The organism is Pseudodesulfovibrio karagichevae (assembly GCF_041414475.1).
Classification (GTDB): domain Bacteria; phylum Desulfobacterota; class Desulfovibrionia; order Desulfovibrionales; family Desulfovibrionaceae; genus Pseudodesulfovibrio; species Pseudodesulfovibrio karagichevae.
Window position 1 is genome coordinate 20,663 of the sequence record NZ_JBGLYH010000043.1, and the last position, 17,318, is coordinate 37,980.

Here is a 17,318-nt window from a genome sequence, read left to right on the forward strand (position 1 = left end):
TTCGGGTTAGCTGGACGAAATGATCTTGGCGATTTCGTAGAAGAGTTCCTGTTCGCGGACGATGCCCACGTCCTTGTTCCCTTCCCTGACGAGCATGCGGCGCGCCGGGAGGGTGACCATGGTGTTGGCCACCTCCATCAGGTTCGCGTCGGCTCCGATGGTGGGGATGGCGTCGGACATGATGTCGCGGACGGGATTGCCCATGATTTCCTTCACCCGCGAGGAGAACAGACCCTGCCAGAACATGGTCGAGTACTGCAGGCTGTCCGCCATGGACGGCTTGGGTGCGGACAGGTATCCGGGCCGGATGGCGTCGACCAGGTCGAGCGGGCTGAGCAGTCCGGCCACGGAGTTGTCCGGGTTGACGACCACCACCGAGCGATGGCCGGTGTCCATGAGCCGGTCCGTGGCCAGGAGATGGCGCATGGACTCCTCAAGGGCCTTGATGGCATCGCGCACGGTGCTGTTCAGGGGGATTTGCGTGTACTCGCTCAGGGGGATCATGATCCCCTTGGCCAGTTTTTCGACGTACGGCGCCTTGGTGGCGTACTCGAAGGCATCCTGAATCTTGGTGCTCAGGAGATCCACGTCGCAGGGTTTGGCCAGGTAGTCGAAGGCCCCGGTGTCCAGCGCCTTCTTGGCGCCGGGCATGTCGCCGTGGCCGGTGAGCATGATCACCGGGAGTTCCGGCAGCTTGTCCTTGATCAGTTTGAGTGTTTCGTGGCCGTCCAGGCCGCCCATCTTGACGTCCAGAATGACGACGTCCGGCTTCTCCGCCAATTTTTCCAACGCCTCTTCCCCACTGGCGGCCAGGATCGTGTCGAATCCTTTGCGGGCCAATATCTTCGCAGTGGTGGTGCGGAAGCGCTCCTCATCGTCGACCATGAGGACCTTGATTTTAACCATTACAACCTCCTTGAAGTTAGCTAGCGCAGTTCACCCTGACCGGCGGACTCGGCCATCCGGGCAGAATGTATTTTCTTTTTTTGAAGCGTAACCTTTTCAAAGGCCTCCTCGGCCTTGCCGAGAAAGTCCTTCATGCTGACGGGCTTGATGAGGTAGTCCAGGGCGCCGAGCTTGAGACCCTCCACCGCGGTTTCCATGGTGGCGTGGCCGGTGAGGATGATGACCTCGCTGATGGGATAGTCCTTCTTGATGTGCTGCAGCGTCTCCATGCCGTCCATTCCGGGCATCTTGATGTCGAGAAAGATGACATGCGCTTCATAGGTCTTCAGCACTTCGAGGGCGTCGGACCCGGAGGTGGCCGTGCGCGTCTCGATGCCGAGCTTCTCGAAGAGCTTTTTCGTGGTGCTGAGCAGTCGCTCTTCATCGTCCACGAGCAGGATTTTCATCTGTTCCATGATGTCACCGTTGGGTTGATCAGTTGTTATTCCGCAAAAGCTGCACCGACTTAGCAACTCGCATGCCAAGCATAATTATTTGATTTCTAATGATATTTTCTAGCAAAAATGATTGCGCGAAGGCTTTGCGAGATGGTATTGCACGCAAAATCGAGCCGTGCGGGGTCCGGGAGGGGCGCGGCAGGTGGCGGGGCGGGGAAGGGGGAAAGCCAACAGCCCCAAGGGATGGCAGGAAAAATTCGGCCGGAACCCGCATATCCCACATGACGGTAGGCATGGATACTGCTAGGCTATGTTACGTTTATGTTACGAAATAGGTCCCCGCAGCCGAGGAGAAGATTGTCTCATGCCTTCGTTCTATTACGATAAAAATGATCATAAATTACTTGAAATAGTAGAAGATGTGTTGAACCGCGGCGTGGACAAGGCGCAGTTCAAGACCCTGCTCGAACCCTACCTGAAGCCCCACGGCATCAAGGAACTGGCAGCGGACAGGGGATTGCGCATCGCCTATGCCATCATGCATCTGCTCGAATCCCTGAAGTCGGACCAGGCCTCGGACAGGACCAAGGCCCTCATCGCCCTGCGCGACGAGACCCTGACCGCGGCCAAGGGGGCCATGCGCAACAACCGGGCGCGCGTCCTGGTCCAAATCGGCAAGGAGCTGGTCCGGGCCAAGGGCGACCGCTGCCGCCAGCTGGCCCTGGCCCACGACTTCCGTCGGGCGGCGGCCGGGAAGATCGGTTTCCTGCGGGAGCAGATGCGCCAATACCACCTCCTGGAAATGCCCGAGGAGTGGAACCAGATCGCCTTTGACGACCGCGTGCACGACGCCAACAGCAAGGGGCGCAAGTCGGCCACGCACCTGGTCATGGACGCCTGGATCAAGGGCATCCGCTACCTGACCGTGGTCTATTACGACTGCGTGGACCTGCCCGTGGCCAGGGAGTTGCTGGCCTCGGCCTCCATCCTCGGCATCAAGGTGCGCATCGGCATCGAGTACCGGGCCATGCATCGCGGCCGGTTCGTCAAGATCGTCTGGTGCCCCGGGGGGTTGCGGGACGACTGCGACATCGAGAGCCTGTTCCGGGTGGACTCCGTGCGCGAGCTCATGGAGCGGGGCAGGGAGGTGCGCGAGGCCCGCACGGAATACGTCCGGGCCGTGATCGGCGCCTACAACGAGCGCCACCGCCAGTCCATCCGCCAGGAGTTCGGGGTCATGCTGCCGCCCGTCAGGTATGAGGACATGGTCGCCGCCGCAGGCGTGGAGCAGCCGTCCGTCCTGCATCTGGGCAACTACATCCACTCCCTGGCCATGCCGCTCTTCGAGGAGCGGGCGGCCGCCCTGCGCCAGGGTTACGACGAAGCCGACTACGACGCCAAGGCGGCCATCACCATGCAGGTGGAGTCCCTGGACGCCCTGGACGTGGACACTCTGGTGGCCCGCTATCTTTCCCCGGAGGAGAACCGGGACATCCCGGACCCGAACATGCCGCGCGGCGAGGACATGCCCGCGCTCCTCTCCCTGAGTCCGGCCGAGCTGACCGCCCGGCTGCGCCAGGCCGCCCATTCCAGCCACCTGACCCTGATCCTGGCCGACCTCGAACTGGAGGACGCCCTGGAAATCCTGTTCCAGTGCCAGGGGCGGATCACCCACCTGGAGGTCTTCAACACCAAGCACCTGGATCCGGGCCAGACCCGGCTGCGCATGCCGTTCAGCCAGTTGCAGCAGGCGCTCAACGAGCAGAACGCGGTCAAGCTCAAGCGGCTCATCCGGGGATGCATGACTTCCGTGCGCGAACGGGGCGGCCCGGACAGCGAGGACCGGCTGGGCGTCCTGGAAGGGCTGTTGGAGCATTTTGACAGGCTCCTCGAATTCTACCGGCGGGTGCCGCTGGGCACGAGCATCGGCTCCGGCTCCACGGGCCGGTCCACCCGGACCCACGGCATGGGCTTCGCGGTCCTGGAGACCCTGCCCCTGCGGGCCCAGCGCGAGGCCGCGCGACTGCGGCCCGACGACCGCATTCCAGTGCAGTGCACGGCCATCCGGTCCAACGAATACGTCATGCCCCGGCAAACCAGGGGAATCTGGAACGGGCTGATCCACATGGCCTCGCAGGTTTCCGGCCTGCGCAGGCTGGTCTGCCGCATGAGCTCCCGGTGGCGCGTGGAGGGATACACGGTGACCGCCACGGGCGGCAACGTCATCGCCCTGGGCGGCAAGCGGCATGTGGGCAACGGCCTGACCCTGTTCGAGCCTGAGGACTCGTGCAAGCGCCGCCCCTCGCCCGGCCACCTGAACACCCGGCTCAAGAACGTGTTCAAGATCCTGGCCGGGTTCATTCCCGCCTTTCTGACCTTCTACCTGACCAAGGACTGGTGGGTCCTGGCCTACCTGGGCGGGGTCATCTGGTTCTCCATCACCGGCCTGCGCAACGTCATCCAGTCCGTGCTCGGCGGCGGCGGGCTGCGGCGCTCGCCGTTCCTGGCCTGGAACGACTACATCGACTGGGAGCGCATCTCGGAATCCCTCCTCTACACGGGCTTTTCCGTGCCTCTGCTCGACTGGCTGTGCAAGTCCGTGGTCCTGGACAAGGGGTTCGGCGTGACCACGGCCACCAACCCGCTGCTGCTCTATTCCATCATGGCCCTGACCAATGGCGTATACATCTCGACCCACAACGTGATTCGCGGGTTGCCACGGGAGGCGGCGGCCGCCAATTTCTTCCGCAGCGTCCTGTCCATCCCCATCGCCATGCTCTTCAACTGGGCGATCCAGGGCATGCTGGTCCTGGGCGGCTCGGCCGATCCCATGGCCGTGCTCCAGCTGTGGGCGGCGGTCATTTCCAAGCTGGCCTCGGACTGCGTGGCCGGGGTCATCGAGGGGTTTGCGGACCGCAGGCGGAACATCGCCATGCGCCGCTGGGACTATTCCGAGAAGCTGCGCCAGGTCTTTGAAATCTACTCGCGCCTGGAGATCGCCTTTCCCACCCGGGACATGCTCGGCATGCTCAACCGGCCCGCCGAGTTCATCGCCTTCTCACGGGAGTCGAATTTCAACCATGCCCCCGAGGTTATCGCCAACGCACTGGATTTGCTCTACATCATGGCCTACAAGCCGCGCGCCCGCGAGGCCCTGCGCCAGGCCCTGGAGGCCATGTCCGAGGACGAGGTGGACGTGTTCCTGGCCTCGCAGCAGATTCTGCGCGAGGAGCAGTCCGTATCCATGCTCTTCGTGGACGGGCTGGTGGGGCGCAACTTCGCCAAGGGACTCTCCTTCTACCTGACGCGGTATCCGGCCTACCTGGACGAGATCGGCAAGATGACCGCCGAGGCCCTGCAGAAAATGACGGGGGGCGGGTCCGAAACCCCGCCCCCCGATGGGGTCCCGTCCCGGGAGGAGGACGGACTTATGCGCTCTGGCCGGGGATACGAACGGTGAAGGTCGTGCCTTCGCCCTTGCTGCTGGCCACGGTCAGCTCCCCGCCCAGGGAGTCTATGATCGTATGGCAGACGGACAGGCCCAACCCCGTGCCCTGGCCGGGCGCCTTGGTGGTGAAAAAAGGCATGAATATCTTGGACAAACTCTCCTGATTGATGCCGCTGCCGTTGTCGGCCACGGTGATCACCGCCCGGCCCCGGTCGTCCCTTCCGGCCGCCACGTCGATGCGCCCGCCCTTTGACCCGTGGCGGTCCACCACGGCGTGGATGGCGTTGTTCAGGAGGTTGATCATGACCTGCTGCAACTGGCCCGGATCGGCCAGGATGCGCGGCGCGTCCGGCCCCACCTCGCAGGTCACGTCGATGCCGTTGACCTGGGCCTTGTTCTGGACCATGGCCCCGACCTTGGGCAGGAATTCGGCCAGGTCCATGTCCTCCACGTGCGGGGCGTCCTGCCGTCCGAAGCGCAGTATCTCGCGGGTGATGGCCGCGCACCGCCCGATCTGAATCTGGAACTGGTCCGCGATCTCCTTGAGTTCGTCGCACGCCTCGCGGTTGGCGCACACGTCGGTCACGTCCTTCAGGGTCAGCTCCAGCAGGGCCAGGTCGGTCTTCATGATCTGCAGCGGGTTGTTGATCTCGTGGGCGAAGCCCGCGGCCATCTCCCCCAGTTCGGCCAGCCGGGCGGCCTGGAGCAGCTGGCCTTCCAGCTTGCTGACCGCCTCGGCCTGGCCGCGCAGGGTCTCGGACAGCCGACGGCTGACGATAAGCGCCAGGACCACGATGACCGCCCCGCCGCAGAGCAGCACGAATATGACCGTGTAGCCCGCCATGACCACGGCCTGGAAGGCCTCCTCCTTCTTCTGGCGGACGATGAGCCGCCACTTGCCGTCGTTGAGCCGGGCCGAGGCGAACAGGTAGTCCTCGCCGCCGTCCGATCCTGTGAAGGAAACAAGGTTTTCGTTCTGGGCCGGGTAGTCGTAGCCGTCGCGCTCGAGCAGGGAGCCGCCGGACCGCCGGTTGGTCTGGAACAGCCCCTCCCGGTTGAGGATGTACGCCTCGCCGGTGTCGCCGATACCCGGCGCGTTGACCATGTTGCCGAAGATGGTCGGGTTGACCGTGGCCCGCAGCGTCCAGAGCTGCCCGTCGATGCGCCGGGTCACGGCGACGACGAAGTGGGGCACCTTGCGGTAGCCGAGATACACGTCGCTGATGAAATAGCCGTTTTGCAGGACTTCCGTGTACCAGTCCGCATCCTGGTAATCCTTGTCGGTCAGACCGAAGGGGCCCGCGTAGGCCGAGTGCCTGCCCTGCGGGTCGATGAGTCCCATGTCTTGGAAGACCTGTCCGCCGGAGTGCAGCCAGGACGCCACCTCGGCCTGGGCCTTGGGGCCGCGCAGGGCGTCCTCGGGGAGCAGGGTCAGGAACGACTCCAGGTCATTGCGCCGCTCGTGGAGGAATTCGTCGATGAGCGCGGTCCGGTCCACGGCGGCCTGGCGGATGGACGAGATGGCGAATCGCTTGGACGCCCCGGCAAAGGAGTAGAACCCGATGGCTGCGGATATGAGCAGGGGGATCGCCGGGATGACGATCATGGTGACGAGGAGCAATCGGTGAATCCCGCAAAGGGGCTTTTGCTTGGCCATGATTTCTATGCCTGACTTTTTTGCAAGATGTTTTTTTAAATTGATATTTATTACAACTAGTTAAAAAATCGCGCAAAATGTACGCCTTGCATGATGGCGTCGGGGAGTATTTAGCAACCATCGTGCCGAAAAGGGTTTGACAAAGTGGCTCGGAGCGGCATAACGGCAAAAACATCTGAGGCGGCGTTCATCCTTCGGACCCGCCGCAAGCAAGTGAGGGATGTTGAAATGCCGTCATTTTCCACCTCGGGTTCCCGGATGTCGGACTGGATACGGAGGCATCTGCCCGGCTTGGTGCGCCGGCTCGGGCTGCGGGGCAAGCTGCTTCTGGCCCTGATGCCCTCCATCGTCTGCATCCTCCTGTTCACCGGCTGGGCCTCCTACAGGGTGTCCGACGAATTCATCGACATCGCGCTGAGTCGGACCGTGCGCCAGAACACCATGGCCGTGGCCCACGAGATGGAGCAGTACCTGGACGGCTGCCGCACGGACCTGCTCTTTCTCGCAGGAGGCCGCACCGACGGCGCGAGCCTGCGCGACGCCTTCGCCCGGCTGCTGAAGGCGGGCGGCAAACCCTATCTCGAACTCTGCTATCTGCCCGCCTCGGGCGGGGAGCCCGTGGTCCTGGTCAGCCAGGGCGAGACCGTCCACGCGGTCGCACCGGGCGTCCTGGACCGGGTGCGGCCCAACCCCTTTGCCGAACTGAACCGGCTGGCCGCGCTCAAGCCGGGCCATGTGGCGGCCTCGGACATCCTGGAAGTCTCCTACCCCATGCCCACCAAGGACAGCGCCAACCGGTACGCCGACGCCAACGTGGTCCGCTTCTACACCGCCTGCCCCGGCAACGGGGCCGAGCCCCCGGGCCTGCTCTTCCTGTCCGTGGAGGCCACCACATTGCGCAACATCCTGTCCTGGTATAATTCGCGCAAGTCGCCCCTGTGGGCCTATCCCCGGAGCGACGAACTCCGATTTAACTATTTTGTCAATCATGACGGATGGATGCTCTTCCAGTCCGAGGATTACGACAAGCAGGGCGGCGAGCTGACCACCTATCTCGCCCGCGAGGGCTTCGACGGCTCCCTGGGCAAGCCCGGCAACGCGGCCGCGTTCCGGCCCAATGAAAAGTACACCCTGTACTGGAACACCGTGGACGCCATGGGCCAGGGAAAGAACGGCCTGGAGCGCGTGGAGGAGGCGCGTCCGAAGTCGTCCGCCGTGAGCAGCCACTATTTCAGCTACGCCCCGGTCTACTTCCGGGCCGATCCGGCCGGGCCGCCGTCGGTCTACGGCGGTGTGATCTTTGTGGATCGCAGCCAGCTGCCGATCATCGCGGGCTACAAGAACATGGACGTCATGCTCTTCGTGACCATCGGCGGCATCGTGGTCATCTCCATCCTCATCTTCCTGTTCGGGCGCATCCTGACCCGGCCCATCCGCGAGCTGGCCGCGCGCATGAACACACTCAACTCCCTGGAGGAGATGGAGGAAATCCACCTGCCGTACAGCGGCTACGACATCACCGTGCTCCAGGAGTCCATCAACAACATCATCCGCCGGGTCAAACAGCAGGTGGTCGAGATCCAGGCCAAGGACGAGGCCATCCTCAACGTGAACAAGCGGGAGCGCGCCTCGCTGGACCGCGACCGGGAGCTCCTGGTCGAGAACGAACTGAGCCGCATCCCGGAGATCGTCGGCGTGGGTTCGGCCACGGCCAACCTCAAGGTCAACATCCTCAAGGCCGCCCAGGTGGACGTGGACGTGCTCATCGCGGGCGAGACCGGCACCGGCAAGCAGCTGGTGGCCGAGGCCATCCACGCCCATTCCAGCCGGGCGGGCAAGCCGTTCATCTCCATCAACTGCGGGGCCCTGGACGAGAACCTGCTCCTCGACGCCCTGTTCGGTCACGTCAAGGGGGCCTTTTCCGAGGCCAAGGAGGACCGCAACGGCGCGTTCGTCGAGGCCGACGGCGGCATCCTCTTCCTGGACGAGATCCAGTCCGCCTCGCACAAGGTCCAGCAATCCCTGCTCCGGGCGCTGGCATCGCGCAAGATCAAGCCGTTGGGCAGCGACCGCGAGTTGACCGTGGACGTGCGCATCCTGGCCGCCACCAACGTGGACATCCAGTCCCTCATCGAGGACAAGATCTTCCGCGAGGACCTCTACTACCGGCTCAAGGTCATCTCCATCAACACGCCCGCCCTGCGTGAGAACCGCGAGAACATCTCGCTGCTGGCCGTGTACTACCTCAAGCAGGCCGAGTCCCTGGCCGGGCGTGAGCACCTGGACCTGAGCAAGGGCGCCCTGGCCAAGCTCATTTCCCACGACTGGCCCGGCAACGTCCGCGAACTGGTCAACTGCATCACCCGCGCCGCGGTCATGGCCGAAACCGACATCATCCAGCCCGAGGAAATCCGCCTGGAAAGCGACTTCTACTCCTGGCCCGTGCAGTCCCAACCCGCCGAATACCCCAGCGGCAACGCACAACCCCCGCACTCGCCGGACATCCCTTCAGCCTTCCCCGCGCAGCCCGCAGCCGCCGAAGCCGACACCGGCCTCAACCCGCGCCAGAAAGAGGCCTGGGACGTCATCCGCAAACAGGGCAACGTCACCCGCAAACAATACCAGGACCTCGTCGGCGGCAACCTTCCTACCCGGACCGCCATCTACGACCTCCAGGACTTCGTCAAACGAGGCCTCCTGATCAAAAAAGGCAAAGGCCCCTCCACCCGCTACGAACTGACTGGCGAGTAAAGCGACCTCCGGCGGCCGGGGGAAGGGGAAGGAAAACCCTTTGACGCAGGCCGTCCATGGCCTGCGCCCCTTCGGGGTCGCGCCTTATCAGGCGCGGTCCAAATCCGCTGTCCTGCAGATTTGTGAAAAGGGCTTTTCCTTCCCCTTCCCCCGGGACCCCCATCCCCATCCTTTCCTAAACTTTTTCTATCCGCTTCGCGGGGTAGGACGCAAAAAAAGGCGGCCCCCATAAGGGGCCGCCGTATTTTTCGCCGGTCTCTACGGACCCGCTATTCAGCGGCTTCGCGGGCGGCCTTGAGCCATCCGTTCCACTTTTCCTGGTTGTTGGCGATCCATTCGTCCGCATGCTTGGCGATGTCCTTGTCGGACTTTTCGCCCGCGTTCATGCGGGTGTTCTGGGCGTTGATGTCGGCCAGGGGCAGGGTGAACAGCTCCAGGAACTTGGCGGCCGCCGGGTTCTTCTTCAGGAACTTCTTGTTGGCCACGGCGCGGATGTCGGAAACCACGAAACCGGCCTTGAGCGGGTCGGAGACCGCGCCCTCGACGCCGGACACGGTCATGCGGTCGGCGTTGGAGGCCTGGGCCTCGGTGGGCTTGATCTCGGGCACGTTGATCCAGACCACGTCCTTGCCGGGCTTGAACTTGTACACGGTCCAGTTGGGCGTCCAGGTGTAGAAGAAGACCGGCTTGCCGGCCTTGAATCCGCCCAACGCCGCGGCCATGCCCGCCTCGTAGGAAGCCTTGACCGGGTTGATGTAGTCATCGAGGTCGTAGACCTTCATGTGGTGGGAGATGACCTGCTCGCAGCCCCAGCCCGGAGGGCAGGCGGTCAGGTCGGCCTTGCCGTCGCCGTTGGTGTCGAAGGCCTTCATGACCTCGGGACGCTTGAAGTCGTCCAGGGACTTGATGTTGTATTTTTCCGCGTCGCGCTTGGACACCAGGTAGCCCTGCATGCCGCCCGCCTTGGCCACAAAGCCGATCTTCTGCGCCTTCTCGGCGAAGTTCTTGGGCAGCTGGGCGTCGTGCATGGGGAACCAACCGTTGGTCCAATAGTCCACGTCGCCGAGCGTCACGGACTTGTAGAAGATCGGGTTGGTCAGGTCGCGGGGCTTCTTGACGTCGTAGCCGAGCGCCTCCAGACCCTTTCGGACCAGGGCTTCCTGGAAGAAGCCGGTGTTCCAGGTGGCGCGTGCGGGCTGGAGCGTGACGCCCTTGCCGGGCTGCATGTCCATGGCAAAGGCGGAGGACGCGATCAGGACCGCAAGCAGGGCGGTCAGCAGGTATTTCATCAGTTTCATGGAACCTCCTCGGATTCGATTTCGGTTATTTCTTTCGGGCCATTGACTGGGTGATGCGGTCAAGGACGATGGCCATGAGCACGATGCCCAGGCCGCCGACCACGGCGCGTCCGATGTCCAGGGTGTTCAACCCGAGGATGACCGGCGAGCCGAGTCCGCCCGCGCCGATGAGCGCGGCGATGACGACCATGGACAGGGCCATCATGATGGTCTGGTTGAGCCCGGCCAGGATGGTCGGCATGGCCAGGGGAATCTGGACCTTGACGAGGACCTGCCAGCGGGTGGCCCCGAAGGCCTGGGCCGCTTCCACCAACTCGGGATGGACCTGGCGGATGCCCAGGCTGGTCAGCCGGATGATGGGGGGCAGGGCGAAGATGATGGTCGCCAGCACGCCGGCCACGTTGCCCACGGAAAAGAGCATGACGATGGGCACGAGGTAGACGAACGCGGGCGTGGTCTGCATGGCGTCGAGCACGGGCCGGAGCCAGGCCTCGAACCGGTTGCTGCGGCCGGACATGATCCCCAGCGGGACGCCGATCACGGCGCAGATGACCACGGACGACAGGACCATGGCCAGGGTGATCATGGTGTCTTCCCATAGGCCGAGGAAGCCCATCAGGAGCAGGGAGGCCAGCGAGAAGACGGCCAGCCGCTTGCCGGAGAACTTCAGGGCCAGAAGGCAGACGATGACGATGACCACGAGCGGGTGCACGGTGGTCAGGCCGTGTTCGAAGCCGCTCAGGAGCCAGTCCACCGGCCATTTGAGCATCTGGAAGAATTCGCGGTGGTTGTCCACCAGCCATTCCACGGCCTCGGAAACCCATTGGTCCAGGGGGATGATCGTATCTTGAAACATTATTGGTCACCTCCTTCGGACAGGGCGACTTCGGTTTTGTGCAGGGTCTTGAGGAACCGGTTCTTGGAGACCACGCCGAGGTAGCGGTTGTCGTCGTCCACCACCGGGATGGGCCAGGTGGCGATGGCCACCTGCGGCAGGATGTCCTGCATGGAGTCGTCCTTGTGCACGGCGAACGCCTCGGGCAGGTAGACCTGGCTCAGGGGGTGCTCCGGCAGCCCGGCCTCCAGCGCGTTGCGGATGCCCTCGGACGAGACCACGCCGAGGAAACGGCGGCGGGAATCCGTGACATAGGCGTATTCCAGCTCGCTGCCGCTCAGAATTTCGTGGGCGATGCGCAGGCTGCCTCCCCGGGTGAGCACGATGGTCGGGTGGGAGTCGCGCACGATGTCGCCCGCGCTGATGACCCCGGTGGGGTCCACGCCCCGGAAGAAGGCGCGCACATAGTCGTTGGCCGGGTTTTGCAGAATTTCGTCGGGCGTGCCCACCTGTACCACGTTGCCGCCCTCCATGATGGCGATGCGGTCGCCGATGCGCAGGGCCTCGTCCAGGTCGTGGGAGATGAACACGATGGTCCGGCGGTGCTCCTCCTGGAGCTTGATCAGCTCGTCCTGCATCTCGGTGCGGATGAGCGGGTCGAGCGCCGAGAAGGCCTCGTCCATGAGCAAGATTTCCGGGTCCACGGCCAGGCCTCGGGCCAGCCCGACGCGCTGCTGCATGCCGCCGGAGAGCTGTTTGGGATATTGGTCCTCCCACCCGGCCAGGCCGACCTGCGCGAGGGCCTCGCGGGCGCGTTCGTGCCGTTTGGCCTTGTCCACCCCGGCCAGTTCCAGGCCGAAGGCGGCGTTGTCGAGCACGGTCTGGTGCGGCATGAGCGCAAACGACTGGAAGACCATGCTCATGTTGTGCAGCCGGAACTTGACCAGTTCGTCGTCGCTCATGGCGGTGACGTCCTCGCCGTTGACCAGGACCCGCCCGGCCGTGGGCTCGATGAGCCGGTTGAGCATGCGCACCATGGTGGACTTGCCCGAGCCGGACAGGCCCATGATGACGAATATCTCGCCGTCTTCGATGGTGAAGGAGGCGTTGTTCACGCCCACCGTCAGGCCGGTCTTTTTCTGCACCGCGGCCTTGTCGAGCCCCTGTTTAAGCAGCTCAAGGCCTTTCCGGGGTTTGCTCCCGAAGATTTTGTAAAGGTTTTCTACAGTGATTTGTCCCATGGTTACTCCGTTGAAAGTGGCGACGGACGCCCCGCGCCGAGGGCGAGGGGGCATCCGGAAAGAAGACGGTCGAAATGGAATCAGAGGAGGGGAACCCTGTCGCGGAGGCCGCAAGGGGTGGCCGCGCACGGCCTACGTACGGACAGGGTTTCTTGTCCGCTATGGCATTTCGAGGTCAATGGCATGTAAATCTTGTTGGTGCACGGAATTCAATGTTGTTTTAGTGATAATACAGTCATTAATTGCTGCAACACTCTTTTGTATTAGAGATGAGCAACTGTAAGAGTGGATTTATTGCTGTATTATCGTCGATAACTTTTGTTACAGTTTGAAAACAACAGTTTTTAATGTGCATCGTCAAATTTCAATTTAGGATCATATCGAAATATATTCATCATGTCAAAAATGGATTTTTTATTCATTATATGACGTGATTTTTTCAGGCTGAATCACAAGTAACATAGTCTGAAAATCACTTTCGACGACAATATTTTAAAACTGTTTCGGACGCTATCCGGCGGTCGGAAAATGGAGGGAATCGCGAACAGTCAAACTTCCCGGGACCCGTTGCGGGACTTGGTTATTCGGCGGTGTCGAACCGATGGTGGCGGCTGCCTGTGTGAGCACGTCTGGCAGGGAACGAAGCGTGCCGGTCGGCAGGGAAGATTCGGGGGCAGGTTCCCGGCGGCGTTGGGGGGACGCACGCCGCCGGTTCATCGTTCCGAAAAGGGAAGGCCCGGCGGGAATTCCCGCCGGGCCTTGTCGTGGGTTCGGTTTTCGTATTGCCTAGGCGAACAGGGAGAAGCGGAGTTCACCGCTCTCCTCGACCCGGATGCACGCGGTCCAGGCGCTCAGGGGCGACCAGGACCGGATCAGTTTGCACAAGTGCTTTTTCATATGCACTCCTTGAGGACCGTCCGATTACTCCAGGGAGCCGGGCAGCCCTTGGACGAAGGCCTTGATCTCGTCGCGCACGCGACGGTACACGTCCAGGATTTCGGCCTCGTCGGTCAGCGTCTTGGCCAGGGCGGGCGGGTCGTCGAAACCGACGTGGACCACCTTGGTCCTGGCCGGGAAATAGGGGCAGTTCTCGTTGGCGTGGCCGCAGACCGTGACCACATAGTCGAAGTCCACGTCCTCGGGCAGGTCGGTGGTCAGCTTGGACGTGTTGCCGGAGATGTCCACGCCCGCCTCGGCCATGACCCGCACGGCCAGCGGGTTCAGGCCGTGGGTTTCCACCCCGGCGGACCAGGCCGTGAATTCGTCGGCCTTGAGGGTCTTGGCCCAGCCTTCGGCCATCTGGCTGCGGCAGGAGTTGCCGGTGCACAGGAAGAGGATGTTCATGGCGTCGCTCCTATTCGGCGTTGGAGGTTTCGCAGCGGACGTGGCAGACGCCGCCGATGGTGTCTTTGGCAAAGGGGAAGTAGCGGCGCCGGAAGCGCACGGCCACGTTGACCAGGGCGATGAGCACCGGGACCTCCACCAGGGGGCCGATGACCGCAGCGAACGCCTCGCCCGAGTCGATGCCGAAGACCGCGATGGCCACGGCGATGGCCAGCTCGAAGTTGTTGGAGGCCGCCGTGAAGCTCAGGGTCGCGGCCTGCTCGTAGGTGGCGTCCGCCTTCCACGACAGGTAGAAGGAGACCAGGAACATGATCAGGAAGTAGACGGTCAGGGGGATGGCGATGCGGACCACGTCGAGCGGCAGGGCCACCACGCGGTCGCCCTTGAGCGAGAACATGACCAGGATGGTGAACAGCAGGAAGATGAGCGTCAGCGGGCTGATCCTGGGCACGAACACGGTCTCGTACCACTCGCGCCCCTTGAGCTTCAGCCCGATGAACCGCGAGGCCATGCCCGCCAGGAACGGGATGCCCAGGTAGATGAATACGCTCTGGGCGATCTGGCCCATGGACACGTCCACGGCCGCGCCCTTAAGCCCGAACCAGCCGGGCAGGACCGTGATGAACACGTAGGCGTAGACCGAGAAGAAGAGCACCTGGAACACGGAGTTGAAGGCCACCAGCCCGGCGCAGTACTCGGCGTCCCCGCCCGCCAGGTCGTTCCAGACGATGACCATGGCGATGCATCGGGCAAGGCCGATGAGGATCAGGCCGACCATGTACTCGTGCTGGCCGGACAGGAAGGTCACGGCCAGGCCGAACATGAGGATCGGGCCGATGACCCAGTTCTGGACCAGGGACAGGGCGAGCACCCGCCCGTTGCGGAAGACCCGGCCCAGCTGTTCGTACTTCACCTTGGCCAGGGGCGGGTACATCATCAATATCAGCCCGATGGCGATGGGGATGTTGGTGGTCCCCACCTGGAAGGCGTCGATGACCCGCTTCACGCCGGGGAAGAAATAGCCGGTTCCCACGCCCGCGAACATGGCCAGGAAGATCCACAGGGTCAGGAAACGGTCCAGGAAGGAGAGTCTTTTCAATGCGGTTTCGGTCATTGCGCGATTCCTCCGCCTAGGTCGGGCAGGTTTCTTCGGTTTTGTTCGCCAGATGGGTCATGAGCCGTTCGTGGTCCTGTCGGGCCTGTTCCTCGTCCGGCAGCCGGAGCCGAAGAATCTCGAGAATCTCCGACTGGATCGCGTCCGTTGGTGCGGCCAAAGTATAATAAACCCACTTGCCCTTGCGGCGGCCGTTCACCCAGCCCGCGTTGCGCAGGAAGGACATGTGCCGGGAGACCGTGGATTGCGGCAGGTCGAGCCCGGCCATCAGGTCGCAGACGCACAGTTCGCCGTGGTCGAGCAGCCGGATGACCCGCAGCCGGGTGGGGTCGCTGAGCCCCTTGAGTCGCAGTGCGAGTTGTTCCATGGGCCAATAAATATCCGCTTATGCGGATATGTCAATGGCAATTGCGTGACGATTTCGCGCCGGGCTCATGGAACGGGCCGGTGGAATTTCCGGAAAAAAGTCTGTATACGATGGCATGAACCGGACGCGTGTCGGCTGACACCTGCGGGCCCGAGGGATAAATCCCTGGCGACGATTCCCGGTTCATGATCGAATGACAGACCGGCCGTGCGGCCGGGACAACGTACGACAAGACCTATCGCCCGGCGCACGGGCAGGGAGGAATACGGATGAAGCCTATCTCGCGGGAAGTGTTCAGGACTTACGACATTCGCGGCGTGGTGGACAGGGATTTCGACGAGGAATGGGTCGAGCGGCTGGGCCGGGCTTGCGGCCAGTATTTCCTGGAGAACGGCTCCAGGACCGCCGTGGTCGGCCATGACTGCCGCCACTCCTCGCCCGGTTACGCCAAGGCGCTGACGCGTGGCCTGAACGGCACGGGGGTGAGCGTGATCATCATCGGCCAGGTCTCCACCCCGGCCTTCTACTGGGCCGTGACCAAGCAGGAGACCCACGCGGGCGTGATGATCACTGCCAGCCACAACCCGTCGGAATACAACGGATTCAAGGTCTGGCAGGGAATCAGCACCATCCATTCCGACGAGATCCAGGACGTCTTCGAGCTCATGGACAAGGGCGAGTTCCCCGTGGGCGAGGGCACGGTCCGGCACGAGGACGTGCTCGACAAGTACGTGGCCGAGCTGTCCGGGAACGTGACCCTGGCGCGGCCCGTGAAAGTGGTCGTGGACGGCGGCAACGGCACGGGCGGGCTGCTCACCGCCGACGCCCTGCGCAAGGCCGGGGCCGAGGTGGTCTGCCTGTTCTGCGAGCCCGACGGCGACTTTCCCAACCACCACCCCGACCCGGTAGTGGAAAAGAACATGGTCGCCCTGCAACAGGCCGTGCTCAAGGAAAAGGCGGACATCGGCGTGGGCCTGGACGGCGACTGCGACCGCATCGGCGTGGTCACCGAAAAGGGCGAACTGCTCTTTGGCGACCAACTGGTGGCCATCTACGCCCGCGATATCCTCAAGGCCTTCCCCGGCGCGTCCATCATCGGCGAGGTCAAATGCTCGCACCTCATGTACGACGACATCCGCGCCCACGGCGGCGACGCGGTCATGTGGAAGACCGGCCACTCCCTGATCAAGGCGCGCATGCGCGAGATCGGGGCCAAGTTCGCGGGCGAGATGTCCGGCCACATGTTCTTCGCCGACCGCTACTACGGGTTCGACGACGCCACCTACGCGGCCCTGCGCATGGTCGAGATTCTTTCCAAGTCCGACAAGCCCATGAGCGAACAGCTCAACTGGCCCAAGACCTGGTCCACCCCGGAAATCCGCGTGGACTGCCCCGAGAGCATGAAGGAGCGAGTGGTCGGCAAGGCCGTCAAATACTTCAGCTCCAAGTTCGACGCCATCGACATCGACGGCGTGCGCGCCGTCTTCCCCGACGGCTGGGGCCTCATCCGGGCCTCCAACACCCAGCCCGTCCTCGTCCTCCGCTTCGAAGCCGAAACCCCGGAACGCCTTGATGAAATCCGCTCCATGTTCGAAGAAAAACTCAAGACCTGGATCGCCGAAGGCTAGCCGTACCGAGATACCAACAAAAAGGGCGCGGACCGAATGGCCCGCGCCCTTTTATTATGCCTCCGGCGGCCGGGGGAAGGGGGAAAGGGAACCCTTTGAGAAAAGGGTTCTCCTGTGCAACCGGAAACATGGGTAACACTTCTGCCCGGGTACATGGGTAACACCTTTATTGTTCGTCCACCGGTTCCGGGGGCCTGATCAGGCCCCCGGAACCGGTGGCGGGCAGGACGCCGAGCAGGACCGAACCGGCGTAGACGTTCAGGTCGCCGTTGCCATTTTCCAAAATACCGAT

Annotated in this window: 12 protein-coding genes; 3 read left to right on the forward strand and 9 right to left on the reverse strand. The window is 63.1% G+C overall.

Going from position 1 to position 17,318, the window contains the following annotated elements; all coding sequences use genetic code 11:
* Positions 1-6: 6 nt before the first annotated feature.
* Positions 7-906: a CBS domain-containing protein gene (locus tag AB6M95_RS13900; RefSeq protein WP_371387347.1), complete on the reverse strand. Its 900-nt coding sequence runs from the start codon at positions 904-906 to the stop codon at positions 7-9.
* Positions 907-926: 20 nt separating this feature from the next.
* Entirely contained in the window at positions 927-1,361 is a 435-nt protein-coding gene (locus tag AB6M95_RS13905) for a response regulator (protein WP_371387348.1), read from the reverse strand.
* A gap of 403 nt (positions 1,362-1,764) precedes the next feature.
* On the opposite strand from AB6M95_RS13905, the gene AB6M95_RS13910 reads away from it, so the two are divergent.
* A complete protein-coding gene (locus tag AB6M95_RS13910; protein WP_371387349.1) occupies positions 1,765-4,803 on the forward strand; it encodes a hypothetical protein in 3,039 nt (1,012 codons plus the stop codon).
* Here AB6M95_RS13910 and AB6M95_RS13915 read toward each other — a convergent pair.
* Positions 4,772-6,412: a sensor histidine kinase gene (locus tag AB6M95_RS13915; protein WP_371387350.1), complete on the reverse strand. Its 1,641-nt coding sequence runs from the start codon at positions 6,410-6,412 to the stop codon at positions 4,772-4,774. The genes AB6M95_RS13910 and AB6M95_RS13915 overlap by 32 nt on opposite strands.
* A 264-nt stretch (positions 6,413-6,676) precedes the next feature.
* Between AB6M95_RS13915 and AB6M95_RS13920 the strand changes: the two genes are divergently transcribed.
* Positions 6,677-9,199 (forward strand): sigma 54-interacting transcriptional regulator, encoded by a 2,523-nt coding sequence (locus tag AB6M95_RS13920; RefSeq protein ID WP_371387351.1) that lies wholly within the window; start codon positions 6,677-6,679, stop codon positions 9,197-9,199.
* Between the two features lie 269 nt (positions 9,200-9,468).
* Here AB6M95_RS13920 and proX read toward each other — a convergent pair whose 3' ends face one another.
* The 6 genes from proX to AB6M95_RS13950 all read right to left on the reverse strand — a co-directional run bounded on the left by proX (position 9,469) and on the right by AB6M95_RS13950 (position 15,398).
* Positions 9,469-10,497: a glycine betaine/L-proline ABC transporter substrate-binding protein ProX gene (gene proX / locus AB6M95_RS13925; RefSeq protein WP_371387352.1), complete on the reverse strand. Its 1,029-nt coding sequence runs from the start codon at positions 10,495-10,497 to the stop codon at positions 9,469-9,471.
* Positions 10,498-10,522: 25 nt separating this feature from the next.
* Positions 10,523-11,353 (reverse strand): ABC transporter permease, encoded by an 831-nt coding sequence (locus AB6M95_RS13930; protein ID WP_371387353.1) that lies wholly within the window; start codon positions 11,351-11,353, stop codon positions 10,523-10,525.
* Positions 11,353-12,573, reverse strand: coding sequence for a glycine betaine/L-proline ABC transporter ATP-binding protein ProV (gene proV / locus AB6M95_RS13935; protein WP_371387354.1), 1,221 nt, complete (start codon positions 12,571-12,573; stop codon positions 11,353-11,355). The genes AB6M95_RS13930 and proV overlap by 1 nt, the downstream gene beginning before the upstream one ends.
* Before the next feature lie 921 nt (positions 12,574-13,494).
* On the reverse strand, positions 13,495-13,917 hold the full coding sequence (locus AB6M95_RS13940) for an arsenate reductase ArsC (RefSeq protein ID WP_371387355.1): 423 nt from the start codon (positions 13,915-13,917) through the stop codon (positions 13,495-13,497).
* A 10-nt stretch (positions 13,918-13,927) separates the two neighbouring features.
* Positions 13,928-15,031, reverse strand: a complete 1,104-nt coding sequence (gene arsB, locus AB6M95_RS13945; RefSeq protein WP_371387356.1) for an ACR3 family arsenite efflux transporter — start codon at positions 15,029-15,031, stop codon at positions 13,928-13,930.
* 16 nt (positions 15,032-15,047) lie between these two features.
* Positions 15,048-15,398: an ArsR/SmtB family transcription factor gene (locus tag AB6M95_RS13950; protein ID WP_371387357.1), complete on the reverse strand. Its 351-nt coding sequence runs from the start codon at positions 15,396-15,398 to the stop codon at positions 15,048-15,050.
* 269 nt (positions 15,399-15,667) lie between these two features.
* Between AB6M95_RS13950 and AB6M95_RS13955 the strand changes: the two genes are divergently transcribed.
* Positions 15,668-17,026, forward strand: coding sequence for a phosphomannomutase/phosphoglucomutase (locus AB6M95_RS13955; protein ID WP_371387358.1), 1,359 nt, complete (start codon positions 15,668-15,670; stop codon positions 17,024-17,026).
* Positions 17,027-17,318 lie beyond the last annotated feature (292 nt).